The organism is Variovorax sp. V118 (assembly GCF_041154445.1).
In the GTDB taxonomy this organism is placed as follows: domain Bacteria; phylum Pseudomonadota; class Gammaproteobacteria; order Burkholderiales; family Burkholderiaceae_C; genus Variovorax; species Variovorax boronicumulans.
In genome coordinates, this window is sequence record NZ_AP028663.1 from 418,256 (window position 1) to 444,356 (window position 26,101).

Genomic DNA, 26,101 nt, shown 5'->3' on the forward strand with positions numbered 1-26,101 from the left:
GTCTCCTGGTGGTGGTGAGGGCGCGCGGCGGGTGTGCCGACGCTAACGGTAAAACGCGAAACGGTTGCGGCCCTGCGACTTGGCGGCGTAGAGCGCCGTGTCCGCCCGCGCGAGCAGTTCGCCGGCACCGACGCTGGCATCGACCGTCTCGACGAACACGATGCCGATGCTGGTCGTGACGTCCAGCCGCCTGCCTTCCACGGGGAACGCCGGCGCCGCGATCTGCGAGACGATCTTGTGCGCCACGCCCGCCACCGCGTCCTGCGAGTGCACGTTCTCCAGCACGATCACGAACTCGTCGCCGGCCAGGCGCACCACGGTGTCGGTCTCGCGCACGCTGGCGCGCAGGCGGCGCGCGTACTCGGCCAGCACGCCGTCGCCGGTGGAATGGCCGAGGGTGTCGTTGATGGCCTTGAAGTGGTCGATGTCCAGGAACATCAGCGCCATGCCGCCTTCGGCGCGGCGCACGCGCGACATCGCCGCGGGCAGCTGCTCGTTGAAGGCCAGGCGGTTCGGCAGGCCGGTCAGCACGTCCATGCGCGCCAGCTCGATGAGCTTGCGCTCGGCCTCCTTCAGCGCCGTGACGTTGAAGGTCATGAGGTAGAAGCCCGCCGTGTGGCCCGCCAGGTCCTTGTCGGGAATCAGGTTCACCTGGAAGTGCGCCTCCCGGTCGTCGATCGGCACCTGCACCGGGTACTGCGTCGCCCTGCCGGCGAGCACCGTGGGCAGGTGGGGCGTGTGCTGCACGTACACCGCCTCGCCCACGGCCGAGCGCAGCGTCACGCCGTCCAGCGGCGCGCGCTCGTCCAGGCCCGCCATGCGCCGCGCGCGGCTGTTGCCGTACAGGCAGTTCTCGTCGCGGTCGAAGTAGGCGACCAGCGCGGGGATGTTGTCGGTCACGTCGCGCAGGCGCTTTTCCTGCTGCGTGAGGGCGCGGCGGATGTTCACTTCGTCGGTGATGTCGAAGGTCATCGCGAACACGCCGTGCACCATGCCTTCGGCGTCCTGGTCGGGGATGTAGTGGGCCTTGAAGGTGCGGTCGCCGATGCCCAGCGCCGCGTCGCCGGCCTTCTCGACGATCACCGTCTCGCCCGCCAGCGCGCGCTCCATGTGGGGCCGCACCACCGCGAAATCGGCCGCGCCCCGCACCGCCGGCATCCACTGGCCCACCAGCGGCTGGCCGTGGTGCAGCGTGCGCACCTTGGCATTGACGAAGGTGTAGTACAGCGCGGCGTCGACGTGCGAGACCAGCGCGGGAATGTTGTCGGCGATGGTGCGGATCTGCGCCTCGCTGTGCGCCAGTTCGAGCTCGATGTGCTTGCGCTGCGTGATGTCGAAGGTCATCGCGTAGTAGCCGCACACCCGCCCCTGCGCGTCGAGCTCGGGGATGAAGTCGGTCTGGAAGAAGTGCTCTTCCTCGTCGCGGTGCGCGGCGCCGCGCCGCTCGAAGGACACGGCCTCGCCGGCCAGCACGCGGCGCAGGTTGTGCTCGAGCGTCGGGTCGTCGTGCAGGCCGCTCATGCTCTGCACGGGCTGGCCCACCAGCTCCTCGGCGCTGTAGCCCAGCTCCTCGCACAGCCGCGCATTCACGAAGGTGTAGCGGCCCTGCGCGTCGGCGTGCGAGATCATGGCCGGCAGGTTGTCGGTGATGTCGCGCAGGAACTTCTCGCTGGCCTGGTGCTGCTGCATGAGCCGGTCGAAGGTGCGCGAGAGGTCGCCGATCTCGTCGTCCGGGTAGGTGCGCGCCACGGCCGCCTGCGCGGGCGCCGCGTGGGCGTCGAGCATGTGGCGGTGCAGCCCGGTGAGCGGGCGCAGCTGCTGGCGCACCACGGCCAGCGCGAGCGCGCCGGCCAGCAGCGCCAGCACGATGGCGCCGATCCACGCGGTGCGCTCGATGGCGTCGATGCGGGCAAAGGCCTCGTGGCGCGGGTACATCGAGCCCATGATCCAGTCGGCCTGGCGGATGCGCTTGAAGGCGTACAGGCCGGGCACGCCCGCATGGTTCACGCCTTCGATGGTGCCTTCGAAGCCGCCGATCGCGCGGTCCAGGTCGGGCGCGTCGTCGGCCATGGCCATGTTGGCCTGCTTGAGCACGCGGTCGGCCAGCGGGTGGTCGATCACGATGCCGTCGGCGGTGGTGATGAACACGTAGCCCGTCTGGCCGAAGCGCACGTCGGCCAGTTCGCCCAGGATGTTGCGGTCCTTCAGGTTGATGGAGCCCGAGATCACGAACAGCACCCGGCCGGCCGCATCGAGCACCGGCTCGGTGATGGCGACCTGCGCCAGGCCGTTGAGCCGGTTGCGGTAAGGCTCGGAGATCACGCCCGTGCGCGCGGCGACCGTGTCCTTGAAGTACGCGCGGTCCTTCACGTTCACCTTGCCGATCTGTCGCGCGCCGTTCAGGTTGGCGACCAGCTCGCCGTCCGTGTCCAGGAAGGCGACGTTGTCGAACGCCGCCCGCAGGGACTGGTGCTTCTCGAGAAAGGCCTGCAGCGGCGCGGCGTTCGTGATGCCGTGCGAGCCCACGCTCTCGGCGATCGTCTTCAGCAGGATGCGCCGGCTGGCGAACTTCTGCTCCACCGCGCTCGCGATGGCCGACAGCCGCGCGAACTCCTCGTTGGCGATCGAGGCCTGCATGCGGCTCTTGACCAGGTGCAGCGCCACCGTGGCGATGACGAAGGTGGTGGCCAGCACGACGGCCGCAACGCCGACGCTGAGGCGCGTGTTCAGGCTGATGCGGCGTTTCGCGGTCGCGAAGAGTTTCATGGGCGTCGTGCGGGCGGTGCAGCGAAGCGGCGGGGACCACCGGCCGGGCCGGCCAGGGGGGCACGGCACACACCCTTCGCGCGTTGCGCAGCTAGTGTGTCAGAAAGTGCGAGAAATGCGCGCCATTGCGGTGCATCTCGCGGGGTTCCCGGGGGCCGGAGTGTTGCGCAGGTGCGCGAGGGAAACCAATCGTATTACTCGACGCGCGGCGGCGGCTCCGATCGGGCAGCCGCGGGCGAGCGGGCCGGCGCGATGAGCACCATCGCGCCGTCCTGCCCGCGCCGCACGCGCAGGCGCGTGCCGTCGAGCAGGCGCTCCAGCGCCGCGTCGGCGGCGATCTTTCCCCTGATGCCCCGGGTCGAGAGGTCCTTGACGTCTTCCATCTTGTAGATGAGCTGCACGCCCGACTGCGCGATGTAGGCGTCGAGCGCGGGCCGCAGCTCGCCGCCCTTCACGTCGAACTCCCGCGCGTGGGCAAAGGCCAGCCCCGTCGCCAGCAGGCCGGCGGCGGCCACGAGGGCAAGGCGGGGGCGGGTGAGCAAGAGGGCAAGGAAGGTGGGGGGCTGCCTCCGGATTCGAATCATGTCGGTCTGTTTTCCGCGAATTGGTTTTTCTTCTGCCCCCGGTGAGACGAGTTCGAGCGCACTTTCCGGTAACGGGGCAAGGGGGAAAAGCCCTCGGGCCCGGCCTTCTAGAATTTCCGGGTCCGCCGCCGGGCATGGGAATTCAAGGAAATTTCGCCGGCGGGCCTTCGCGCGTTACCGGAAATCTTCGGGCCGTTCGTCTCACTGTCTGTCGCCAATCCCGGCGACCTGCCGCTTTGTGTGTCGGCCCTTCAATTTCCAGGAGCGCTTCGTGGTTCTCAGTGACTTGGATGCCTGGTTCGTCAGCGAGGTGCTGCCGATGGAAGCCGCGCTCACGCGCTTCCTTCGCCGCAACTGGCGCGACGACGCCGAAGTGCCCGACCTGCGGCAGGACGTCTACGTGCGCATTTACGAGTCCGCCTCCAGATCCATGCCCGACCAGGTCAAGCCTTTCGTTTTTGCCACCGCGCGCAACCTGCTGATCGACCGCGCCCGGCGCGCGCAGATCGTTTCCATCGAGATCATTGCCGACCTCGACGCGCTCGATTTCTCGGCCGACGAGCTCACGCCCGAACGCCACGCCGCCGGCCGCGGCGAGCTGCGGCTGCTGCAGACGGCGCTCGACGCGCTGCCCTCCAAGTGCCGCCGCGTGGTCGAGATGCGCAAGATCGACGGGCTCTCGCAGCGCGAGGTCGCCACGCAGCTGGGCATCACCGAGGACACGGTGGAGCGGCAGGTCTCGCGCGGCGTGCGCGCCCTGGCCGACGCCCTGCTGTCGGGCGGCGTGCAGCTGGACACCAAGGCCTTCGGGCGAGCGCAGAACGAGCGGAGGCTCTCACCATGAGCGAAGCCCAGCGCATCGAATCGTTGGCCGCCGACTGGCTGGCCCGCCGCGACAGCGGCGACTGGACCGACACCGACCAGCAGCAGCTGGACGCCTGGATCGCCGCCTCCATCGCCCACCGCGTGGCCTGGCTGCGGCTGTCCAGCGCCTGGGAGCGCGGCGACCGGCTGGGCGCGCTGCGCACGCCGGCGGTTCCCATTCCCCTGCCCACGCCGGCGCCGGCACCCGCACCGCAGGCCGCACGGCCGGCGCAACGCCTGTCGCGCTTCTCGCTGCAACGCATCGCCGCCGGCGTGCTCGTGGCCGCCGCCGGCACCGCCTGGCTCGGCTGGCAGTACACGCAGGAAGAACGCGGCCAGCACTACGCCACGGCCGTGGGCGCGCGCCAGTCGGTCGCGCTGTCCGACGGCTCGAAGCTCACGCTGAACACCGCCACGCAGGTGCGCACGGCCGTGAACGACAGCGGGCGCAAGGTGTGGCTGGACGCGGGCGAGGCCTACTTCGACATCGCGCACGACAAGAACCATCCCTTCGTCGTCATCGCCGGCGACCGCCGCATCACCGTGCTGGGCACGCGCTTCCTCGTGCGGCGCCAGGGCGAGCAGGTGAATGTGACGGTGGAGGAAGGGCGCGTGCAGATCGCCGCGGCCAAGCCCGATGCCCGAAGCGCCGAGCCCACCGTGCTCACGCGCAACCAGGCCGCGGTCACGCATGCCGACAACGTGCTCGTGATGTCCAAGGCGCCCAAGCAGGTCGACGACGAACTGAGCTGGCGCGAAGGCAAGCTCGTGTTCGACCAGACCACGCTGGGCGACGCGGCCGCGCAGTTCAACCGCTACAACCTGCGCAAGCTCGTGATCGCCGACCCGGTCATTGCGCAGGTGCGCATCGGCGGCAGCTTCGATGCGAACAACATGAGCGGCTTCGTGGGGCTTCTGAAGCAGGGCTTCGGCCTTGCGGCGCATGAGAGCGGCAACGAAATCAGAATTTCGAATCCGTAAATTACCGGAATGTGACGGGGCATTCGTCTCAGTGGGTACCCAAACAAATAACCACGCTGGAGAGACACCCCCATGAATCGCATCGCACCCCGTCCCGGTATGCCGTCCAAGAAGAAGCGAACGTATGGGGCTGCCGCGTTGCGCCCATGGGTCATTGGCGGCGCGTGGGCGCTGGCGAGCGGAATGTCCGCACACGCGCAGACGCAGGCACCGGTGCATGGCTTCGACGTCGGCGGTGGCGATCTCAAGACCGCGCTCGATGCCTACATCGCGCAGGGCGGCGTGCAGCTGCTCTACAAAGTCGACGACGTGAAGGGCGTGGCCACGCGCGGCGTGAAGGGTGCGCTCTCGCCGCAGGAGGCGCTGGTGCAGCTGCTCGAAGGCACGCAGTTGCGCACGCGCCGCGGTGACGACGGCGCCATCGTGATCTACACGGCCGCTGCCGCCGCGAAGCCGCAGGCCGAGGAAACACCGCAGTCGCTCGACAGCGTCACCGTTACCGCCACGCGCCGTCGCGAGCCGGTGCGCGAAGTGCCGATGCAGGTCAACGTGATGAAGGCGCAGACGCTGGAGCGCGCGGGCGCCAAGAACCTGGCCGACTATGTGGCCGAGCAGCCGGGCGTGAACCTCACGAGCAGCGGCAGCGTGGGCGGCATCCTCACCATGCGCGGGCTGACCACCGGCCCGGTGCAGGGCATCGCGACCGTGGGCGTGTACGTGGACGACGTGGCCACCGGCCTGAGCTCGGCCGGCGCGAGCAGCGGCATCACGCCAATGGACATGGGCATGCTCGACCTGAGCCACATCGAGGTGCTGCGCGGCCCGCAGGGCACGCTGTACGGCGCGGGCGCCATGAGCGGCGTGCTCAAGTACGTGACCAACCAGCCCGACACCATGGAGTTCGCGGGCTCGGTGCGCTTCGGCACCTCGTGGACGCAAGGCGGCGGCCCGGGCTTCACGACCGGCGCGGTGCTCAATGTGCCGCTCAAGGAAGACGTGGCGGCCATCCGCTTCGCCGCCTTCACCGACCAGATCGGCGGCAGCTACGACGCCACGGGCCTGGCGCGCGGCCGCAACATCGACCGCGGCCACACCGACGGGGGCCGCGTCTCGCTGCTGCTCACGCCCACGCGCGAACTCACGGTACGCCTCACGGGCACCGTGCAGGACGTGCACCGCAAGGGCCTGGGCTTCGAGGACATGGACCGGCGAACCCTGCGCCCGTGGGGGCGCGAGCGCACGCGCGACCTGGCGGCCGGCGAGTCGTACCGCAACCTCTCGCAGTTGTTCGGCCTGGACGTGGAGTACGACTTCGGATGGGCTCGCCTGAACTCGATCACCTCCGCGCAGGACGTGAAGATCAACAACGTCGTCGACGTCACCAGCCGCTACGCGCCGCTGCTGGGCGCGGTGCGCATCCCGGTGGCCTCGGCGCCGATCACCAGCACCGTGGAGCAGCACCGCATCAGCCAGGAGTTCCGCCTGACCTCGCGCTCGGGCACCACCTTCGAATGGCTCGCAGGCCTGTACCTGAACCGTGAGCGCGGCAGCAACAACGGCTCGCTCGACGCCAACCTGGCCGCGGGGCTGGGCAGCATCGGCCTGCTGAACTCGACGCAGTCTTCGCGCTACCGCGAAGAGGCCGTCTACGGCAACGCCACCTGGAACGTGACGCCCGCGTTTTCGCTCACCGGCGGCGTGCGCCTGGCGCGCAATCACCAGGAATACGCCAGCCGCCAGACCGGCCGTCTCGTCGGTCCGGTCGCCGCCGATGCTGCCGGCACCTCGTCGGAAAGCCCGACCACCTACCTCGCCGCGGCCAGGTACCTGCTGTCGGATACGAGCAACGTGTACTTCCGCGCGGCCAGCGGCTACCGGCCGGGCGGCCCGAACGTGCTGAAGGCCGACACCGACCGCCGCGTCGTGCAGCCGACGTACGACTCGGATTCGCTGTGGAGCTACGAGCTCGGCTACAAGGCCGACCTGCTGGATCGGACGTTGTCGCTGGAGGCCGCGCTGTACGACATCGAGTGGAGCGGCGTGCAGCAGCCCACGCGCAACGGCGCCTTCAGCTTCATCACCAACGCGGGCGCGGCCCGCATCAAGGGCGGCGAACTCACGCTCAACTGGAAGCCCAGCAAGGAGTGGCGCTTCACCGCGAACGCCGCGGCCGTCGATGCGCGCCTGACCGAAGACGCCAAGGGCCTGGAAGCCAAGGCCGGCACGCGGCTGCCCCAGACGCCGCGCTTCGCAGCCACGCTGGGCGCGACGCGCAACTTCAGCATCGCCGAGCACCCGGCCTACGTCGGCATCAGCGCGCGCTACACCGGCAAGCGCGACGCGGGCTACCGCGGTAGCAGCGTCATCCCGAGCATGAAGATGCCGGCGTATACGTTGGTCGACCTGCAGGCGGGCATCGACTTCAAGCGCTTCAGCGTCTCGGCCTACGTGCGCAACCTGGCGAACAAGCGCGGCATCGTGTCGGTCGAACTTGGCCTCACGGGAAATCCGAACATCGTCACGGCGGCGCTCGCACAGTCGCGCACCATCGGCTTCAACGTCAACGTCCCGTTCTGACATGGCGGGCCTCCCACCGTTCGCGGCACCGATGCCGCTGGATGCGGCCGCCCCTGCGGCCGTCGAAACGAACCGCAAGGCGCCCACCAGCGCCTGGTATGCGCTGGCGGTGCTCATCATCGCGACGGTGCTGGGGTCGATCGACAAGGTCATCCTCACGCTGCTGACGGAGCCGATCCGCCAGACGCTGTCGCTCTCCGACACGCAGCTCGGGCTGCTGCAGGGCGCCGGCATCGTGCTGTTCACCGGCATCGCCACCTTGCCGCTGGGCTGGCTCAGCGACCGCTACGACCGGCGCGTGGTGCTCGCGGCCTGCGTGGTGCTGTGGAGCGCCGCCACCGCCATGCGCGGCACGGCCATGGACTACGGCGTGCTGTTCGTCGCCTCCGTCGGCCTGGGCGTGGGCGAGGCGGGCCTCACGCCCATCACCAACAGCATGATCCCCGACCTGTTCCCGCGGGCGCAGCGGGTGCTGGCGAATGCGGTGTTCGCGCTGTCGGCCATCTTCGGCAGTGCGCTGGGCGCGCTGCTGGGCGGCACCATCGTGCACCTCACCGACGACCTGCGGCCCTGGCTGCCCGTCGCGATGCAACAGCTCGAAGCCTGGCGCCTGACCTTCTTCGTGCTGGCCAGCGCCGGCATTCCGGTGACGCTGCTGGTGCTGTCGATCCGGCGCACGCCGCGCGGCGGTGCGCAGGAAGCCAAGGCCAAGCCCGGGGCACCGGCCGCCGACGCACCGGGCGCCACGACCCTGCGCCAGCACCTGCGCCTGCACTGGCGCACCTTCGCGGGCCTGGTGGTCGGCGTGGGCCTGACCAGCGTGGGCCTGAGCTCGCTGGGCACCTGGCTGCCGATCCTCACGGCGCGCACCTACGGCGTCACGCCGGTGCAGATGGGGCAGGGCATGGGCCTGGCCTTCCTGTGCGGCACGGTGGCCGGCGGCCTGCTGGGCGTGCTGTCGATGCGCTACGTGCAGCCGCGCATGGGGCCGGCCGCGGCGCTGCGCCTGATCATGCTGGGCAATCTTTCGGCGGCGTTGATGTCGACGCTGCTGCTGTTCACGAGTTCGGCCAACCACAACTTCGCGCTGCTGGGCCTCCTGGTGGTGCCGCTCATCGGCAGCGCGGTGCTGCTGCCCAACGTGCTGCAGGACGCGGCGCCGCCGCACCTGCGCGCCCGCACCATCGCCATGCTCACGCTGGCCAGCCTGCCTTTCGGCGTGGTGGGTCCGCTGGTGGTGGGCATGTTGTCGGACGCCCTCAAGTCGATGCCCAACGGGCTGGCGGTGTCCATCGTCGTGACCACGCTGGTCGGCGGCAGCCTGGGCGCCATGGTGCTGCGCGCCGCCGAAGGCCCGTTCGTTCGCCTGATGCGCGAGGCGAAGCCGAACTGAGCCTGCCGCGTCGAGATTCCGCTCCCCCCTCTTTCATCGTTCGTTGTTCCTCCATGTCACAACCACACCCTTCAGCCTCTCTTCCTGACACCGCCTCCGCACTGGCCGCCATCGACGCGCTGGTGGCGCCCCTGAACCGCAGCGACGCGCCCGGCCTGGTGCTGGCCGTCGCGCAGCACGGCCGCCTGCTGTACCGCCGCGCCGTCGGCATGGCCAGCCTGGAGATGGGCGTGGCGCTCACGCCGACCACGCGCATGCGCATCGCCTCCACCAGCAAGCACTTCACGGCCATGGCCGTGCTGCTGCTGGCCGAAGACGGCCTGCTCGACGTGGAAGACCCGGTGCAGAAATACCTGCCCGAGCTGCCGCAGCTCAGCGCCAACGGCCCCACGCTGCGCCACCTGCTCACGCACACCAGCGGCTGGCGCGGCCATGACGAGCTGTGGGCCATCGCGCACGGCCTCACGTTCACGCTGCCCGGCCCGGGCCTGCCCGCCATGGCGCGCCAGAGCGAGCTGAACTTCGAGCCCGGCACGCACATGGTCTACAGCAACGGCGGCTACTTCCTGCTGGCCAAGATCGTCGAGCGCGTGAGCGGCAAGAGCTTCAACGACTTCCTGAAGGCGCGCCTGTTCGACCCGCTGGGCATGGCCGACACCTCGTCGGTGGTGACCGACCTGGACGTGGTCCCCGGCATGGCCGGCCTGTACATGCCCGCGCCCGGCGGCGGCTGGCGCCGCGGCCTGTACCCGTGCGAACTCGACGGCGGCGGCTCGCTGGTGTCGACGGCGGACGACATGTTGCGCTGGCTCGCGCACATGCACGGCAGCGAGAAGATCGTGGGCAGCGCGAAGAGCTGGGCCCTGCTGTCGGCGCCCACCACGCTGTCGTCGGGCTCGAAGGTGAACTACGGCTTCGGCCTCGCGCGCCACCCGTACCGCGGCGTCGAGATCGTGCACCACGCGGGCGCCGTGCTCGGCGCGCAGTCGCAGATGATCAGCGTGCCCAGCCACGGGCTGGACATCATCGCCATGGTGAACGGCGCGCCGGTGTCGCCGTCGGCGTTGGCCCTCAAGGTGATCGAGCTGCTGCTGGGCGACGCGCTCGCGCCGCCCGAGGTGCGCCCGCTGGCCAGCGCCTTCCCCGCGCTGCCCGGCCAGCGCTACCACGCCCCCTCCACCGGCGGCCTGCTGGGCTTTGCGGACGTGGCCGGCAAGCTGGCGCTGTCGTGGCAGGCCGGTGAGGCCAGGCCCCTGAACCAGGGCGACGGCACGCTCTGGCTGGGCCTGCAGGACCTGCCGACGAACGATCTCGTGATCGACACCGCCGACATCGACCCGCAACGCGCACCCGACGCCTTCGTGCTGCACGAAGGCGGCCAGCCGCGCCGCTTCGAGCGCCTGCCCGAGACCGCGCCCGATGCCGCCTCGCTTGCCGACGAACTGTGCGGCGACTACACCAGCCCCGACCTCGACGCCACCGCGCGGATGGTGCTGGTGGACGGCCGGTTGCAGCTCACGGTGCAGGGCCGCCACGGCCAGCACGCGTGCGTGCTGACGCCGTTGTCGGCCGACGTGGCCACGCTCGCCTCGGTCGACCCGGTGCTGGCCCAGCTGGGCAAATCGGTTCTCAACGTGGAGCGCAAGGGCGGCCGGGTCGTGGGACTGCTGTTTGCCACCACGCGCTCGCGAAACATCCACCTTGCCCGCCAGGAGCCCCGCGCATGAAGTTCTTCACCACCCTGTTCGCCACCGAGACCAACACCTTCGTCTCGGCCCCCACCGGCCTGGGCAGCTACGAGGAATACGGCATCTTCCGCGGCGACGCCAGCACGCGCGACGCCACCGGCTACGGCCTGTACGCGGTGGAAGTGCGCCGGCAGCTGGCCGCCGAAGGCCATGAAACGGTCGAGAGCCTGCTGGCCTTCGCGCAGCCGCTGGGGCGCACCGTGCGCAGCGTGTACGAGCGCCTGCGCGACGAGATCCTGGACGACCTGCGCAAGGCCGGCCCGGTCGACGGCGTGATCCTCGTGCTGCACGGCGCGATGGTGGCCGACGGCTACGACGACTGCGAAGGCGACGTGATCTCGCGCGTGCGCGAGATCGTCGGGCCGAACGTGCCCATCGGCGTGTCGCTCGACCTGCACTGCCACTTCACGCAGAAGATGGTGAACACGGCCGACGCCATCATTTGCTACAAGGAATATCCGCACACCGATGCGTTCGAGCGCCTGACCGAGCTGATCCGCATCGTGGTCGACACCGCGCAGGGCCGCGTGAAGCCCGTGACGGCCGTGCACGACTGCCGCATGGTCGGCAAGTGGCACACCACGCGCGAGCCGATGGCCGGCTTCGTGCGCCGCATGCAGGACGCCGAGAAGCTGCCGGGCGTGCTCTCGGTGTCGCTGGGCCATGGCTTCCCCTGGGCCGACGTGCCCGAGTCGGGCGCCAAGCTGTGGGTGGTGACGGACAACGACCCCGCGCTGGCCGCCAAGCTCGCCGAAGAACTCGGCCGCGGCTTCTGGGACCTGCGCCACGAGACCGGCGTGCCCTCGCTCTCGATCGAGGAGACGCTCGCCAAAGCCATGGCCGTGCAGGGCGGCCCCGTGGTCATCGCCGACACCGCCGACAACCCCGGTGGCGGCGCCACCAGCGACAGCACCTTCATGCTGCGCGCCGTGGTCGAGCGCGGCATCGGCGACGTGGCCTTCGGCGGCGTGTGGGACCTGGGGGCGGTGCAGCTGTGCCGCGACGCGGGCGTGGGCGCGAGCTTCGAGCTGCGCCTGGGCGGCAAGTGCGGCCCGGCCTCGGGCGACCCGATCGACCTGCACGTGACCGTGATGAACGTGGTGGAGGCGCATTCGCAGGGCGGCCTGTCGGGCGTGCGCACGCCCATGGGCCCGTGCGTGTGGGTGCAGGCGGCCGACGGCGTGGACATCGTGCTCATCAGCAAGCGCAACCAGGTCATCGGCGCCGACCTCTTCACGGGCCTGGGCATCGACCTGGCGGGCAAGAAGCTGGTCATCGTGAAGTCGGCGCAGCATTTCCATGCGGAGTTCGGGCCCCTGGCCAAGTCGGTGCTGTACGTGTCGACGCCGGCCTCGCTGAGCACCGACTTCGCCAACCTGCCGTACCGCGTGCGCGACCTGGACTACTGGCCGCGCGTGGAGCAGCCCGGTCGCCCGTACCACATGGCTGCGCCCGGCGAGCTTTACACCATCGATGGCCGCGCCATGCATCTGCAGCGCAGCGGCCCCGTGCCGGCCAGCGCCGCGCAGCCCACGCTCGTGATCGAGGCCGGCGGCGGTTGCGCCTCGCCGACCTACGCGCGCCTGCAGCAGGCGCTGGCGGCCAAGCACCCGGTGATCAGCTACGACCGCGCCGGCATGGGCTGGAGCGAAGCCGACGACGCGCCCTTCGACGGCGAGCGCACCGCGCACCGCCTGCACGCGCTGCTCGCAGCCGCCGGCGTGACGGGCCCGATCGTGCTCGTCGGCCATTCGCTCGGCGGCCTGCTGAACCGGGTCTACGCGGGCCTGTACCCGCAACAGGTCGCGGGCGTGGTGATGCTCGACGCCAGCCACCCCGACCAGTTCGCGATGTACGAGCACCCGCCCGAATCGCAGTTCGCGGCCGAGCGCGTCAAGCGCGCGGACTTCCAGGCCGGCGGCCCGCCGCCGCCGGAGCAGGCGCCCATCGAGGCCCTGTTCGCCGACATGCCGCAGGTGCTGCGCCAGATGAAGGCGACCTACACGCCCGAAGCGCTCGACACCATGGTGGCCGAGGTGCGCGGCCTGCCGCACGTCGCGCGCCAGGCGGCCGCGTCGCCCGACTTCGGCGCGCGTCCGCTGGCCGTGCTGTGGGCGCAGCAGCAGCCGCTGCCGGCCGGCGCCGACCCGGCCATTGCCGCGGTGCAGCAGCGCTGGCCCGAGTTCCAGGAAGCGCATGCGGCGCTGTCGACGCAACGCCGCCTGGCGTGCATCGAAGGCGCCGCGCACATGACGCTGGTGCTGCTGCCGCCGCTGGTGCAGCGCGTGGCCGAGGAGATCGACGCCGTGATGGCGCAGATCGCGTCCGGAACCGGCCGATGACGCCCCTGGCCGAACTTGTCACGCCCGCGCTGCTGCTCGACGTCGGCGTGCTCGAACGCAACTGCGAAGCGATGGCGCAGCGTGCGGCGCGCCACGGCGTGGCGCTGCGCCCGCACCTGAAGACGGCCAAGTCGGCCGAAGTGGCGCGGCGCGCCACGCGCGGGCAGGCCGGCGGGCTCACGGTGTCGACCGTGGCCGAGGCCGCCTACTTCGCGCGCCACGGCTTCACCGACCTGACCTACGCCGTGGGCATCGACGCGAACAAGATCGAGACGCTGCACGACATCCAGCGCACGCACGGCGCGCGCGTGACGCTGTTGGCCGATTCAGTCGAGGCCGTGCAGGCGGCCGGTGCCCGCGCGCGGGCGCTGGGCGCGAGCTTTCGCGTGCTGCTGGAGATCGACACGGGCGGCGGCCGCGGCGGCGTCGGTCCGCGCGACGACGGCCTGCTGTCGCTCGCGCGCGAGGTGCAGCGCAGCGAATCGCTGGCGCTGGCCGGCGTGCTCACGCATGCGGGCCACAGCTACCACGTGCAGGGCGGCACGGCGATCCGCGCCATCGCCGAGGCCGAGCGCGCCGGCGCCGTGCATGCGGCCGAACGGCTGCGCGCGGTCGGCATCCCGGTCGAGGTGGTGAGCGTGGGCTCCACGCCCACGGCCGTGTGCGCGCAGACGCTCGAGGGCGTCACCGAGATGCGCCCCGGCGTCTACACCTTCTTCGACCTGGACCAGGCGGCGCGCGGCATCTGCGGCGTGGACGAGATCGCGCTGTCGGTGCTGGCCACGGTGATCGGCCACAACCCGCGCTCGCGCCGCGTGCTGATCGACGCCGGCGCGCTCGCGCTGTCGAAGGACCAGTCGGCGGCCGAGTTCCGCGCCGGCCTGGGCTTCGGGCTGGTGTGCCGGGCCGACGGCACGGTGCCGCTGCCCGGCCTGTGCGTGGCCGAGCTGCACCAGGAGCACGGCCTCATCGCCTGCGAGGGTGATGAAGAAGCGCAAGCCATGTTCCGCGCGCTGCCCCTGGGCGCCCGCGTGCGCGTGCTGCCGCACCACGCCTGCATGACGGCCGCGCCCTACGACCGCTACCACGTGGTGGACGGCGCGGGCAGCGGCGTGCAGGCGGTCTGGGACAAGGCGCGCGGCTGGCAGGCCGGCGCCTGAAGCAATCTATTTTTCTGGAGAAGACAACGATGACGAAGACATTCCTTGCACGGCTGACGGCCGTGGCCGCGCCCTTTGTTCTGGCCCTCGGCCTGGGCAGCGCGCCGCAACTCGCAGGCGCCCAGACGCCGGCCGCACCGCAGGCCGCGGCCAGTGCTGCTGCCGCCACGCCGGCGCCCGTGGCGGTGCCTGAAAAGCCCGCTGCCCCGGTTGCTGCGCCGGCCGCCACCGCCAAGGTCGACAACCCCTACGGCGTGGGCGCGCTCTGGTCGCAGAGCGATGCCGTCGCCAAGGCCGTGCTCGCCATCCTGGCGATCATGTCGATGGGCAGCTGGTACGTGATCGTCACCAAGCTGCTCGAGCAGATGCGCATGGGCCGCCAGGCGCGCGCGGTCGACAACGAGTTCTGGAACGCGGGCACCGTGCAGGCCGGTACCGCGCGGCTGGCCGAGGGCAGCCCGTTCCGCTTCATCGCCGACGCCGGCATGCAGGCCACGCAGAAGCACGACGGCCTGCGCGGCAAGGTCGACTTTGCCGACTTCGTCGACCTGTGCATCCACCGCGCCACCGAGCGCGTGCAGCGGCGCCTGGGCAACGGCATGTCGCTGCTGGCCACCGTGGGCTCGACGGCGCCCTTCGTGGGCCTGTTCGGCACCGTCTGGGGCATCTACCACGCGCTCACCGCCATCGGCGTGGCGGGGCAGGCGTCGATCGACAAGGTGGCCGGCCCGGTGGGCGAGGCGCTCATCATGACCGCCATCGGCCTGGCCGTGGCCGTGCCCGCGGTGCTGGGCTACAACTGGCTCCTGCGCCGCAACATCACCGTGATGGACGACGTGCGCGAGTTCAGCGGCGAGCTGCACTCCGTGATCCTGGCCGGCAGCGCCGCGGCCTGACGCGCGCGCACGCACGCAAGCGGATCGCGCCATGGCGATGAACATCCCGGCCTCCGGGGGAGACGAGGAACAGGCCATCGCGGCCATCAACACCACGCCGCTGGTCGACGTGATGCTGGTGCTGCTGATCATCTTCCTCATCACCATCCCGGTGGTCAATTACTCGGTGCCCGTCGCGGTGCCGAAGGAGCGCAACGAGGTGCGCGAGAGCAAGCCCGAGACCGTCGTGATCTCGGTGGACGCCGCCGGCCGCACCTACTGGTACGACACGCCGGTGCGTGACACGCCCGCGCTGGTCGCGCGGCTCACCAAGGTGGCGGCCCTGAACCCGCAGCCCGAGGTGCACATCCGCGGCGACTGGCATTCCGACTACGAGCCGGTGGGCCGGATCATCTACGCCTGCCAGGCGGCCGGGATCGCCAAGGTGGGCTTCATCACCGAGCCGCCCGCGCGCAACTGAGACGAGACAAGCAAGCCATGCCAAGAAAACAGAAGCAGGGGCGGCGCAGCAGCACGCCTTCCGACGAGCCGATGATGGACATCAACACCACGCCGCTCATCGACGTGATGCTGGTGCTGCTGATCATGCTGATCATCACCATCCCGATCCAGCTGCATTCGGTGAACCTGAACATGCCCACGGGCAACCCGCCGCCCAGTGAGCTCAAGCCCGAGGTGCTGCGCATCGACATCGACGCGCTCAGCGTCGTGCAGTGGAACGGCGAGCCGCTGGCCGACCGCAGCGAGATGGAACGGCGCTTCGAGCAGGTCGCCGCGCAGGCGGTGCAGCCCGAGGTGCACCTGCGGCCCGACCGCCGCGCCAAGTACGAGGTGGTGGCCGGCGTGATGGCCTCGGCGCAGCGCACGGGCGTGAGCAAGCTGGGCATCGTGGGCGCGGAGCAGTTCATCCCATGAAGCGCTCCCGCAAGGACTTCAACCCGAAATCGCGCTTCGGCCCCGTGGGCATCGCCGTGATGGTGCTGTTCCACGTCGGCGTGGGCTATGCGCTCGTGTCGGGGCTCGCGCGCCAGACGGTCGAGCTGATCAAGAAGCCGATGGACGCGACCATCATCAGCGAGATCAAGCCGCCGCCACCCCCGCCACCGCCGCCCCCGCCGCCGAAGAAGATCGTGCGCCAGGAAATGCCCAAGGCCCCGCCGCCGCCGCGCCCGGCCTACGTGCCGCCGCCGGCCGTGACACCGCCCGCCACGTCGGCGCCCGCGATCACCGCCGTGCAGAACACCGAGCCCGTGGCGCCGCCGCCGGCCGCACCACCGGCGCCCCCTGCGCCGCCGGCCCCGCCGAAGGCGACCACCACCGACATCGCGGTGGCCTGCCCGCGGCAGGTCAAGCCCGAGATGCCGCGCAAGGCGATGGACGAAGGCATCGGCGGCGTGGTCAAGGCCGAGGTGCGCATCAAGGGCGGCCATGTGCAGGAGGTGCGCTTCCTGTCGGGGCCGCGCGTGTACCACTCGGCCGTGCGCGCCGCGGTGATGCGCTACGAATGCCAGACCACGGGCGATGCCGAGGTGCTGGCGACGCAGGAGTTCGTCTTCCGCATCGAGTAGGGGAAGGAGCCGGTCTCTCTTCTTCAGACAGATCGGCCCATGGCGAGCGCGCGCATCACGGCGGCGGTGCGCGTCTCCACGCCCAGCTTCACGTAGACATGCTCCAGGTGCTTGTGCACGGTGCGGGGGCTGATCGTCAGCAGGGCGGCGATCTCGGCGTCGGTCTTGCCCTGCGAGAGCCAGTGCATGACATCGCCCTCGCGCGGTGTGAGGCCGGCGGGCTGCGCATCCGGCAACGGCACCGGCGCGCGGCAGGCCAGCCGGTACAGGAAGGCCACCGCCATCGCATGCTCCAGCCCCACGCGCCGGCAGTAGTCGGCCTGCTGGGCGGCGCGGCGCAATTCGCGCCGGCCCGGTGCCTTGGCGATGCGGCGGGTGGTGCGCGTGGGATGCGCGTCGGCGCTGCGATGCCGCACGGGCACATGGCCGGACTCCAGTTTGTCCAGCAGGCGAAGTGCGCTCGCCCAATCGTTGCGCGACAGGTGCGTCATGGCATGCCCTTTCACGGTGCATACGCATTGCTGCGTATGGCGCCCGCACGCATCGAGAGACAGGATGCTCGCAGGCCCTTTGCCTCGAATTCAGTATAGGCAGGCAGCGGGCGCGCCAGTCGCTTGTCGACGAAGGGGATACACATGGCCATCGACGAAACACGGCTTAACGCGTTCATGGGTAACTTCGTCCACGACATCGGGGCCGTGATGCACGCGGCCACCATCGTCGTCGGCGACCAGCTCGGCCTGTACAAGGCGCTGGCCGAAGGCCCCGCCACCGCGGAGCAACTGGCCCGCCGCACCGAGACCGACCCGCGCTACCTGCGCGAATGGCTCTCGGCCCAAGCCGCCAGTGGCTACGTCGAGTACGACCCGAAGGGCGAGCTGTTCTCGCTGACCGAGGAGCAGGCTTTCGCGCTGGCCGAGGAAGGCAGCCCGGCCTTCGTGCCCGGCGCGTTCCAGATCGCCGTGGCGCAGTTCAAGATCATTCCCAAGATGGTCCAGGCCATGCGCACGGGCCTGGGCATCGGCTGGCACGAGCACGACGTGGCCCTGTTCCACGGCACCGAGCGCTTCTTCCGGCCCGGCTACGCGGCCAACCTGGTGAGCCAGTGGATTCCGGCGCTCGAAGGCATCGAGCCTCTGCTGAAACGCGGCGCGCGCGTGGCCGACGTGGGCTGCGGGCACGGCGCTTCGACGTTGCTGATGGCGCAGGCCTATCCCCAATCCAGCTTCGTCGGCTTCGACTACCACGCGCCGTCGATCGAGCGTGCGCGCGAAACCGCGCGCAAGGCCGGCGTCGACGATGAAAAACGCCTGCGCTTCGAGGTCGCGAGCGCCAAGGATTTCCCCGGCGAAGACTACGACCTGGTCGCCGTCTTCGACTGCCTGCACGACATGGGCGATCCCGTCGGCGCGGCCGCGCACGTGCGGCGCACCCTCAAGCCGCAGGGCACGTGGATGATCGTCGAGCCCTTCGCCAACGACCGGCTGGAGGACAACATCAACCCGGTGGGGCGCGTGTTCTATTCGGCCTCCAGCTTCATCTGCACGCCGGCCTCGCGTTCGCAGGAAGTGGGCCTGTGCCTGGGCGCGCAGGCCGGCGAGGCGCGCCTGCGCGACGTCGTCTCGCAGGGCGGCTTCTCGCACTTCCGCCGCGCCAGCGAGACGCCTTTCAACCTGATCTTCGAAGCACGTCCGTAAGGACAAAGGAGGCGCCATGTCCCGCCAATACATCGACTGCCGCGAGTACCCGAGCACGATGAACTGCAGCGTCGCGCTCTGTGCCGACAGCGAGAGCGAACTGCTCGATGCCGCCGTCCAGCACGCCGTGGCCGTTCACGGCCACACCGACACGCCCGAACTGCGCAAGCAGCTGGCGAGCATGTTCAAGGCCGGCACGCCGCCGGTGGCGCTGGAGTCCGCGAAGACACCCGCCTGAAGGTCCTGCGCGGCCCCGGCCGCCGCAACGAACCTTGATGCAGATCAAACGCTTGCATCGGCCCGGCATTTAGCCTGCCCCGATGCAAGCTTCCGCCGCGCTCGCGCCGTTTCCGTCCGTTCCATCGTCCGCCGGGAGTGACGCCCGCGCCGACGCCTGGCAGCTGCTCGACGACCCCGCCGAGTGGGCCGCGTTCGGCCGCCCGCTGGAGGCCGGCACAGGCCGCTGGGAATCGCAGGTGGCGGTCGAGGGCATGCACTGCGCGGGCTGCGCCTTCACCGTCGAGGCCGCGCTGGCGCAGGTGCCCGGCGTGGCCGAGGTGCAGGTGAATGCCGCGAGCCGGCGCGCGCGCGTCGTGTGGTCGGCCACGGCCACGCGGCCTTCGCGCTGGTTCGAAGCCAGTGCGCGCGCGGGCTACCCCTTGCTGCCGGCCGGCAGCCGCAGCGCGCGCGAGACGCGCACGCGCGAGTTGCGCATGGCGCTGTGGCGCTGGCTGGTCGCGGGCTTTTGCATGATGCAGGTGATGATGTACGCCTACCCGGCCTACGTCGCGCGCCCCGGCGACATGACGGCCGATGCGGCGCAGCTGCTGCGCTGGGCCTCGTGGGTGCTCAGCCTGCCCGTGGTGCTGTTCTCGTGCGGGCCCTTCTTTCGCAGCGCCTGGCGCGACCTGCGCATCGGCCGCGTCGGCATGGACCTGCCCGTGACCTTCGGCGTGGTCATCACCTTCGTCGTGAGCACGGCCGCCACCTTCGACCCCACGGGGCCGCTGGGGCACGAGGTCTACTTCGACTCGCTGACGATGTTCGTCTTCTTCCTGCTCACCGGCCGCTGGCTCGAGGCGCGGCTGCGCGACCGCACGGCCGGCGCGCTCGAGGCGCTGATGCACCGGCTGCCCGACAGCGTCGAACGACTTGGGACCGACGGCGAATGGACCCGCGTGGCGGTGCGCCGGCTCGGCGCGGGCGACGTGGTGCGCGTGCGCCCCGGCGAGGCTTTCCCGGCCGACGGCACGGTGATCGACGGCGACACCACCGCCGACGAGGCGCTGCTCACCGGCGAGTCGCGCCCCGTGCCGCGCCCCTGCGGCGACCGCGTGCTCGCGGGCAGCCACAACCTCTCGGCCGTAGTGCAGGTGCGCATCGCCTCGGTGGGCGAGGGCACGCGTTTCGCACAGATCGTGCGGCTCATGGAAAACGCCGCGCTCGACAAGCCGCGCCTGGCCCGGCTCGCCGATCGCGTGGCGCGGCCCTTCCTCATCGCGGTGCTGGCCTGCGCGTTCGGCGCGGGCGCGCTGTGGTGGACGGTCGATCCCGGCAAGGCGCTGATGGTCGCGGTGGCGGTGCTGATCGTCACCTGCCCGTGCGCGTTGTCGCTGGCCACGCCGGCCGCGATGCTGGCGAGCGCGGGCGCCCTGGCGCGCGGCGGCGTGCTCACGTCGAACCTGCAGGCGCTCGAAGTATTGGCCGGCGTCGACACCGTGGTGTTCGACAAGACCGGCACGCTCACGGGCGACGCGCCGCGCCTGGAGCGCGTGTACTGCCGCCAAGGCCTGCGCCCGGGCGACGCGCTGGAGATCGGCGCGGCGCTCGCGGCGCTGTCGCTGCACCCGGCGGCGCGCGCGCTCGTGAACGCCTGGCAGGCGCAGTTCCGCGCGCCGCCGGCCTGGTCGGCGACGCAGCTGCGCGAGACGGTGGGGCAGGGCGTGGCGGCTTCGTTGCACCGGCGTGATGCGGTGGACGACCACGGCGCGCGCCCCGTGCGGCTGGGCTCGGCGGCCTTCTGCGAGGTGCCGCCGCTGCAGGTCGATGCGGCGCAGATCCACCTGAGCGACGACGAGGGCTGGCTCGCCAGCTTCGTGCTCGCCGAGGAGCTGCGCCCCGACGCCATGCAGGCCGTGACGGCGCTGCAGGCGCAGGGCTTGTCGGTGCGCCTGCTCTCGGGCGACCGCGAGAACGCGGCGCGTGCCATCGGCGCGCAGGCCGGCATCGCGGCGGTGCAGGGCGACTGCGCACCCGAAGACAAGCTCGAGGTGCTGTGGCAATTGCAGGCGGCCGGGCGCGAGGTGGCGATGGTCGGCGACGGCCTGAACGACGGCCCCAGCCTGGCGCGCGCCAACGCCTCCTTCGCCTTCGGCCGGGCCGTGCCGCTGTCGCGCGCGCGGGCCGACTTCGTGGTGCTGGGCGATGCGCTGCAGGCCATTCCCGCGGCCGTGGCGCAGGCGCGCCGCACGCTGCGCGTGGTGCGCCAGAACCTGTTCTGGGCCGCGGCCTACAACGCCGTGTGCGTGCCGCTGGCGGTGGCCGGCTGGCTGCCGCCCTGGCTCGCCGGGCTGGGCATGGCGGCGAGTTCGCTGCTGGTGGTGCTCAACGCGGCGCGCCTGGCCGCGCCGGGGAAAGCGGCGGTGGCCTGAGATGGACGTGCTGTTCCTGCTCGTGCCGCTGTCGGTGGTGCTCGTTCTGGCGATCCTCGGGGGGCTCTGGTGGGCCATCGAGCGCGGCCAGTTCGAGGACATCGAGGTCGAAGGCGACCGCATCCTGAACAACGACTGACACAGCGATTGATGGCTTGATCTGCATCAAGCCTGCCCGGGCGACGCGGGCAGACACTGCCCGCAAATCACATTCACGGGCACCACGATGCAGCAGACCACGCACCCTCCCGCGGCCATCTACGACGACACCGTCGTGCGGCAGTTCGCACTCATGTCGGTGGTCTGGGGGGTGGTCGGCATGCTGGTCGGCGTGATCATCGCCTCGCAGCTGACCTGGCCCGAACTCAACCTCGGCATTCCCTGGCTCAGCTACGGCCGCCTGCGCCCGCTGCACACCAACGCGGTGATCTTCGCCTTCGGTGGCTGCGCGCTCATGGCCACGAGCTTCCACGTGGTGCAGCGCACCTGCCAGGTGCGGCTGTTCGCGCCGGCGCTGGCCTCGTTCGTGTTCTGGGGCTGGCAGCTGGTGATCGTCGCCGCCGCCATCAGCCTGCCGCTGGGCTACACCAGCGGCAAGGAATACGCCGAGCTCGAATGGCCCATCGACATCCTGATCGCCGTGGTCTGGGTGGCCTACGCCATCGTGTTCTTCGGCACTATCGGCCTGCGCAAGGTGCGCCACATCTACGTGGCCAACTGGTTCTACGGCGCCTTCATCATCGCGGTGGCACTGCTGCACATCGTCAACAGCGCGGCCATTCCGGCGGGCTGGATGAAGAGCTACTCGGCCTACGCCGGCGTGCAGGACGCGATGGTGCAGTGGTGGTACGGCCACAACGCCGTGGGCTTCTTCCTCACGGCCGGCTTCCTGGGAATGATGTACTACTACATCCCCAAGCAGGCGGGGCGCCCGGTGTATTCGTACCGGCTGTCGATCGTGCACTTCTGGGCGCTGATCTTCACCTACATGTGGGCCGGCCCGCACCACCTGCACTACACCGCGCTGCCCGACTGGACGCAGTCGCTGGGCATGGTGTTCTCGCTCATCCTTCTCGCGCCCAGCTGGGGCGGCATGATCAACGGCGTGATGACGCTCTCGGGCGCCTGGCACAAGCTGCGCACCGACCCGATCCTGCGCTTCCTGATCGTCGCGCTGTCGTTCTACGGCATGTCGACCTTCGAGGGCCCGATGATGTCCATCAAGACCGTCAACGCCCTGAGCCACTACACCGACTGGACCGTGGGCCACGTGCACTCCGGCGCGCTGGGCTGGGTGGGCTTCATCACCATGGGGTCGCTGTACTACCTGATCCCGCGCATGTACGGCCGCCTCGCCATGTACAGCGTGCGCGCCATCGACGTGCACTTCTGGATGGCCACCATCGGCATCGTGCTGTACATCGCCGCGATGTGGATCGCCGGCGTGATGCAGGGCCTCATGTGGCGCGAGATCAATGCCGACGGCACGCTGACCTACACCTTCGTCGAAAGCGTGAAGGCCACCTTCCCCTACTACCTGGTGCGCGTGATCGGCGGCGTGCTCTACCTGGGCGGCATGCTGGTCATGGCCTGGAACGTCTGGATGACCGTGATCACCGGGCGCTCGGTGCGCGCCGAGATCCCGGCCGTTGCCGCCGCCCACGCCTGAAGCCACTGAGGACGCACGATGAACGCACCTGACAACAAGACCCCCGCGCCCGCCGCCACCGGCTTCACGCACGAGAAGGTCGAGACCAACAACCTGCTGATGATCGTGCTGATCCTGCTGGTGGTGGCCATCGGCGGCCTCGTGGAGATCGTGCCGCTGTTCTTCCAGAAGTCGACCACCGAGGCCGTGGAGGGCGTGAAGCCGCTCACGCCGCTGCAGCTGGCCGGCCGCGACGTGTACCTGCGCGAGGGTTGCTACAACTGCCACTCGCAGATGATCCGCCCCTTCCGCTCGGAGACGCTGCGCTACGGCCACTACTCGGTGGCCGGCGAGTTCGTGTACGACCACCCCTTCCAGTGGGGCAGCAAGCGCACCGGCCCCGACCTGCACCGCGTGGGCGGCAAGTACAGCGACGAGTGGCACCGCATCCACCTGAACAACCCGCGCGACCTCGTGCCCGAGTCGAACATGCCGGCCTACCCGTGGCTGGAAAAGGGGCTGGTCGACGCCGGCAGCATCGCCACCCGCATGCGCGCGCTGCGCACGGTGGGCGTGCCCTACACCGACGAAGAGATTGCCAAGGCCGCCGACGAGGTCGCCGGCAAGACCGACATGGACGCCACCGTGGCCTACCTGCAGTCGCTGGGCCTGGCGCTCAAGTAAGAAGAAAGAACAGGCAACGCCCCATGACCGACATCACCACCCTGCGCATCGCCGCCACCATCGCCTGCTTCGTCGTCTTCATCGGCATCGTGGCCTGGGCCTGTTCGCGCCGCAACACGCAGCGCTTCGCCGAAGCGGCCCGGTTGCCGTTCGAGCAGGACTGAAGGGAGCCCCACGATGAAGGGAGCCCCACGATGAGCGACTTCATCAATAACTTCTGGTCCAGCTACGTGGCCGTGGCCTCGCTGCTGAGCATCCTGGGCTGCGTGCTGCTCCTGTGGCTCACGGCGCGCAAGCGCGTGCCTTCCGACGCCGACAACACCACCGGCCACGTGTGGGACGAAGACCTGCGCGAAGCCAACAACCCGCTGCCGCTGTGGTGGGTGGGCCTGTTCGTGCTGACCATCGTCTTCTCGCTCGGCTACCTGGCCGTGTTTCCGGGCCTGGGCAGCTTTCGCGGCACGAACGACTGGAGCTCGCGCGCCGAGTACCAGCAGGACATGGCCAAGGCCACGCAGGCACTGGAACCGGTGTACGCGCGCTACGCGCCCATGCCCCTGGAGGAGGTCGCGCGCGACCCGCAGGCCCGTGCCATCGGCGAGCGCCTGTTCATGAACAACTGCGCGCAGTGCCACGGCTCCGACGCGCGCGGCAGCAAGGGCTTTCCGAACCTCACCGATGCCGACTGGCTGCACGGCGGCACGCCGGACAAGATCGTCGAGTCGATCACCAAGGGCCGCATCGGCACCATGCCGCCGGCCGCCGCGATGGTCGGCACGCCCGACGACGTGAAGAACGTTGCCAACTACGTGCTGAGCCTGTCGGGCGAGCCGCACGACTCGCTGCGCGCGGGCCTGGGCAAGCCCAAGTTCGCCGCCTGCGCGGCCTGCCACGGCATCGGCGGCGTAGGCAACCCGGCGCTGGGCGCCCCGCGCCTGAACGACCGCATCTGGCTGCACGGCTACGGCGAGGCCGCCATCGTGCAGATCATCAACGAGGGCAAGCACAGCGCCATGCCCGCGCAGGAAGGCCGCCTGACCGAGGCGCAGATCAAGCTGCTGGCCTCCTACGTGTGGGGCATGTCCAACCCTGCGACCGGGACGCCATGACGCGAAAGACGGTCATCCCGATCGTCAGTGCGCCGCCCGCCGCCGCGCCGGAGGTCGGCCTGTACGAGGCGACGAAGAAGATCTACCCGCGCAGCGTGCAGGGCCTGTTCGCGCGCTGGCGCTGGGCCATGGTCTTTCTCACGCAGCTGGTGTTCTACGGCATGCCCTGGGTGGAGTGGGGCGAGCGGCAGATGGTGCTGTTCGACCTGGCCGCGCGGCGCTTCTACATCTTCGGCCTGGTGCTGTACCCGCAGGACCTGATCTACCTGTCGGGCCTGCTGGTGATCAGCGCGCTCTCCCTCTTTCTCTTCACGGCCGTGGCCGGGCGCCTGTGGTGCGGCTACGCCTGCCCGCAGACCGTCTACACCGAGATGTTCCTGTGGGTGGAGCAGCGCATCGAAGGCAACCGCAGCGCGCGCATCCGGCTCGATGCTGGCGCGTTCTCGCTCGAGAAGCTGGTGAAGAAGGCCTTCAAGCACCTCGTCTGGATCGGCATTGCGCTGTGGACCGGCTTCACCTTCGTGGGCTATTTCACGCCCATCCGCGAGCTGGGCATGGCCTTCCTGCAGACGCAGATGGGTTCGTGGGAGGTGTTCTGGGTGTTCTTCTACGGCTTTGCCACCTACGGCAACGCCGGCTTCATGCGCGAGCAGGTGTGCAAGTACATGTGCCCCTATGCGCGCTTCCAGAGCGCGATGTTCGACCGCGACACGCTCATCGTCAGCTACGACCCGCGGCGCGGCGAGCCGCGCGCGCCGCGCCGCAAGAACGTCGACCCGCGCAGTGCCGCCTTGGGCGACTGCATCGACTGCAGCCTGTGCGTGCAGGTGTGCCCCACCGGCATCGACATCCGCCAGGGCCTGCAGTACGAGTGCATCGGCTGCGGCCTGTGCGTGGACGCCTGCGACAGCGTGATGGACAAGATGGGCTACGCGCCGCGCCTGATCCGCTACGACACGCAGAACGGCATGGAGGCCGGTTGGTCGCGCCGGCAGCTGTGGCGCCGCGTGCTGCGCCCGCGCGTGCTGATCTACACCGCATTGCTCGCGCTGCTGGTGGCGGGCCTGCTCGCCAGCCTGGTCGTGCGCACGCCGCTGAAGGTCGACGTGGTGCGCGACCGGGCCTCGCTGGCGCGCATCGTCGAAGGCGGGCGGCTGGAGAACGTCTACCGGCTGCAGATCATGAATGCGACCGAGCGCACGCAGCACTACCGCATCGCCGCGCGCGGCATCGACGGGTTGAGTGTGGCGTCGCCCGACGAGGCCATCGAGGTCGAGCCCGCGCAGGCGCGCTGGGTCGCGGTGCGGCTGCAGGTGCCTTACGGCGCCGCGCCGGCCGGTTCGCACACGGTGCACTTCGACATCCGGCAGGCGGATGGCGCGGCGCAGGTTTCCGAAAAAGCGGTCTTCCTGGTGCCGCGCTGAAAGGTCTTC

General features: G+C 70.2%; 23 protein-coding genes. 20 read left to right on the forward strand and 3 right to left on the reverse strand.

Annotated features, from left to right (window positions below; genetic code table 11):
- Nucleotides 1-42: 42 nt before the first annotated feature.
- A complete protein-coding gene (locus tag ACAM52_RS01890; protein ID WP_369645961.1) occupies nucleotides 43-2,766 on the reverse strand; it encodes a diguanylate cyclase in 2,724 nt (907 codons plus the stop codon).
- Nucleotides 2,767-2,960: 194 nt separating this feature from the next.
- Nucleotides 2,961-3,308, reverse strand: coding sequence for an STN domain-containing protein (locus ACAM52_RS01895; RefSeq protein ID WP_139702534.1), 348 nt, complete (start codon nucleotides 3,306-3,308; stop codon nucleotides 2,961-2,963).
- Between the two features lie 313 nt (nucleotides 3,309-3,621).
- On the opposite strand from ACAM52_RS01895, the gene ACAM52_RS01900 reads away from it, so the two are divergent.
- From ACAM52_RS01900 to ACAM52_RS01950, 11 genes are all read left to right on the forward strand, one after another.
- Complete coding sequence (locus tag ACAM52_RS01900) at nucleotides 3,622-4,194, forward strand: RNA polymerase sigma factor (RefSeq protein WP_223301388.1); 573 nt, start codon at nucleotides 3,622-3,624, stop codon at nucleotides 4,192-4,194.
- Nucleotides 4,191-5,195 carry a FecR domain-containing protein gene (locus ACAM52_RS01905; RefSeq protein ID WP_095746602.1) on the forward strand — a complete coding sequence of 335 codons (1,005 nt, stop codon included), beginning with the start codon at nucleotides 4,191-4,193 and terminating at the stop codon, nucleotides 5,193-5,195. Before ACAM52_RS01900 ends, ACAM52_RS01905 begins: the two co-directional genes overlap by 4 nt.
- 183 nt (nucleotides 5,196-5,378) lie before the next feature.
- On the forward strand, nucleotides 5,379-7,772 hold the full coding sequence (locus tag ACAM52_RS01910; RefSeq protein ID WP_369645962.1) for a TonB-dependent receptor: 2,394 nt from the start codon (nucleotides 5,379-5,381) through the stop codon (nucleotides 7,770-7,772).
- Nucleotide 7,773: 1 nt separating this feature from the next.
- Nucleotides 7,774-9,165 (forward strand): MFS transporter, encoded by a 1,392-nt coding sequence (locus ACAM52_RS01915; protein WP_369645963.1) that lies wholly within the window; start codon nucleotides 7,774-7,776, stop codon nucleotides 9,163-9,165.
- A 53-nt stretch (nucleotides 9,166-9,218) separates the two neighbouring features.
- A complete protein-coding gene (locus ACAM52_RS01920) occupies nucleotides 9,219-10,892 on the forward strand; it encodes a serine hydrolase domain-containing protein (protein WP_369645964.1) in 1,674 nt (557 codons plus the stop codon).
- Entirely contained in the window at nucleotides 10,889-13,255 is a 2,367-nt protein-coding gene (locus ACAM52_RS01925; RefSeq protein ID WP_369645965.1) for an alpha/beta fold hydrolase, read from the forward strand. Before ACAM52_RS01920 ends, ACAM52_RS01925 begins: the two co-directional genes overlap by 4 nt.
- Nucleotides 13,252-14,415 (forward strand): alanine racemase, encoded by a 1,164-nt coding sequence (locus ACAM52_RS01930; protein WP_369645966.1) that lies wholly within the window; start codon nucleotides 13,252-13,254, stop codon nucleotides 14,413-14,415. Before ACAM52_RS01925 ends, ACAM52_RS01930 begins: the two co-directional genes overlap by 4 nt.
- A 29-nt stretch (nucleotides 14,416-14,444) precedes the next feature.
- Nucleotides 14,445-15,311 (forward strand): MotA/TolQ/ExbB proton channel family protein, encoded by an 867-nt coding sequence (locus tag ACAM52_RS01935; RefSeq protein ID WP_095746596.1) that lies wholly within the window; start codon nucleotides 14,445-14,447, stop codon nucleotides 15,309-15,311.
- A 31-nt stretch (nucleotides 15,312-15,342) separates the two neighbouring features.
- Entirely contained in the window at nucleotides 15,343-15,771 is a 429-nt protein-coding gene (locus ACAM52_RS01940) for a biopolymer transporter ExbD (protein WP_095948763.1), read from the forward strand.
- Between the two features lie 17 nt (nucleotides 15,772-15,788).
- Complete coding sequence (locus ACAM52_RS01945) at nucleotides 15,789-16,226, forward strand: biopolymer transporter ExbD (protein ID WP_095948762.1); 438 nt, start codon at nucleotides 15,789-15,791, stop codon at nucleotides 16,224-16,226.
- Nucleotides 16,223-16,879 carry an energy transducer TonB gene (locus ACAM52_RS01950; protein WP_369645967.1) on the forward strand — a complete coding sequence of 219 codons (657 nt, stop codon included), beginning with the start codon at nucleotides 16,223-16,225 and terminating at the stop codon, nucleotides 16,877-16,879. The genes ACAM52_RS01945 and ACAM52_RS01950 overlap by 4 nt, the downstream gene beginning before the upstream one ends.
- 23 nt (nucleotides 16,880-16,902) lie before the next feature.
- On the opposite strand, the gene ACAM52_RS01955 is transcribed toward ACAM52_RS01950, so the two are convergent.
- The gene (locus ACAM52_RS01955; protein WP_369645968.1) at nucleotides 16,903-17,370 is read right to left on the reverse strand and encodes a response regulator transcription factor; all 468 of its coding nucleotides are present in this window, start codon (nucleotides 17,368-17,370) and stop codon (nucleotides 16,903-16,905) included.
- A 144-nt stretch (nucleotides 17,371-17,514) separates the two neighbouring features.
- Here ACAM52_RS01955 and ACAM52_RS01960 point away from each other — a divergent pair, with 144 nt between their 5' ends.
- From ACAM52_RS01960 to ccoG, 9 genes are all read left to right on the forward strand, one after another.
- Nucleotides 17,515-18,576: a class I SAM-dependent methyltransferase gene (locus ACAM52_RS01960; protein WP_095746594.1), complete on the forward strand. Its 1,062-nt coding sequence runs from the start codon at nucleotides 17,515-17,517 to the stop codon at nucleotides 18,574-18,576.
- A gap of 16 nt (nucleotides 18,577-18,592) precedes the next feature.
- Nucleotides 18,593-18,814 carry a DUF1059 domain-containing protein gene (locus ACAM52_RS01965; protein ID WP_369645969.1) on the forward strand — a complete coding sequence of 74 codons (222 nt, stop codon included), beginning with the start codon at nucleotides 18,593-18,595 and terminating at the stop codon, nucleotides 18,812-18,814.
- Nucleotides 18,815-18,896: 82 nt separating this feature from the next.
- Entirely contained in the window at nucleotides 18,897-21,227 is a 2,331-nt protein-coding gene (locus ACAM52_RS01970; RefSeq protein ID WP_369645970.1) for a heavy metal translocating P-type ATPase, read from the forward strand.
- A 1-nt stretch (nucleotide 21,228) separates the two neighbouring features.
- A complete protein-coding gene (gene ccoS / locus ACAM52_RS01975; RefSeq protein WP_062481719.1) occupies nucleotides 21,229-21,366 on the forward strand; it encodes a cbb3-type cytochrome oxidase assembly protein CcoS in 138 nt (45 codons plus the stop codon).
- An 87-nt stretch (nucleotides 21,367-21,453) separates the two neighbouring features.
- Nucleotides 21,454-22,896: a cytochrome-c oxidase, cbb3-type subunit I gene (gene ccoN / locus ACAM52_RS01980; protein ID WP_095746592.1), complete on the forward strand. Its 1,443-nt coding sequence runs from the start codon at nucleotides 21,454-21,456 to the stop codon at nucleotides 22,894-22,896.
- 18 nt (nucleotides 22,897-22,914) lie between these two features.
- Entirely contained in the window at nucleotides 22,915-23,559 is a 645-nt protein-coding gene (gene ccoO, locus ACAM52_RS01985) for a cytochrome-c oxidase, cbb3-type subunit II (RefSeq protein WP_159275499.1), read from the forward strand.
- Nucleotides 23,560-23,582: 23 nt separating this feature from the next.
- Nucleotides 23,583-23,723 (forward strand): cbb3-type cytochrome c oxidase subunit 3, encoded by a 141-nt coding sequence (locus ACAM52_RS01990; RefSeq protein ID WP_062481697.1) that lies wholly within the window; start codon nucleotides 23,583-23,585, stop codon nucleotides 23,721-23,723.
- 30 nt (nucleotides 23,724-23,753) lie between these two features.
- Nucleotides 23,754-24,668 (forward strand): cytochrome-c oxidase, cbb3-type subunit III, encoded by a 915-nt coding sequence (gene ccoP / locus ACAM52_RS01995; RefSeq protein WP_369645971.1) that lies wholly within the window; start codon nucleotides 23,754-23,756, stop codon nucleotides 24,666-24,668.
- Nucleotides 24,665-26,092, forward strand: coding sequence for a cytochrome c oxidase accessory protein CcoG (gene ccoG, locus ACAM52_RS02000; RefSeq protein WP_369645972.1), 1,428 nt, complete (start codon nucleotides 24,665-24,667; stop codon nucleotides 26,090-26,092). The genes ccoP and ccoG overlap by 4 nt, the downstream gene beginning before the upstream one ends.
- Nucleotides 26,093-26,101: the final 9 nt, after the last annotated feature.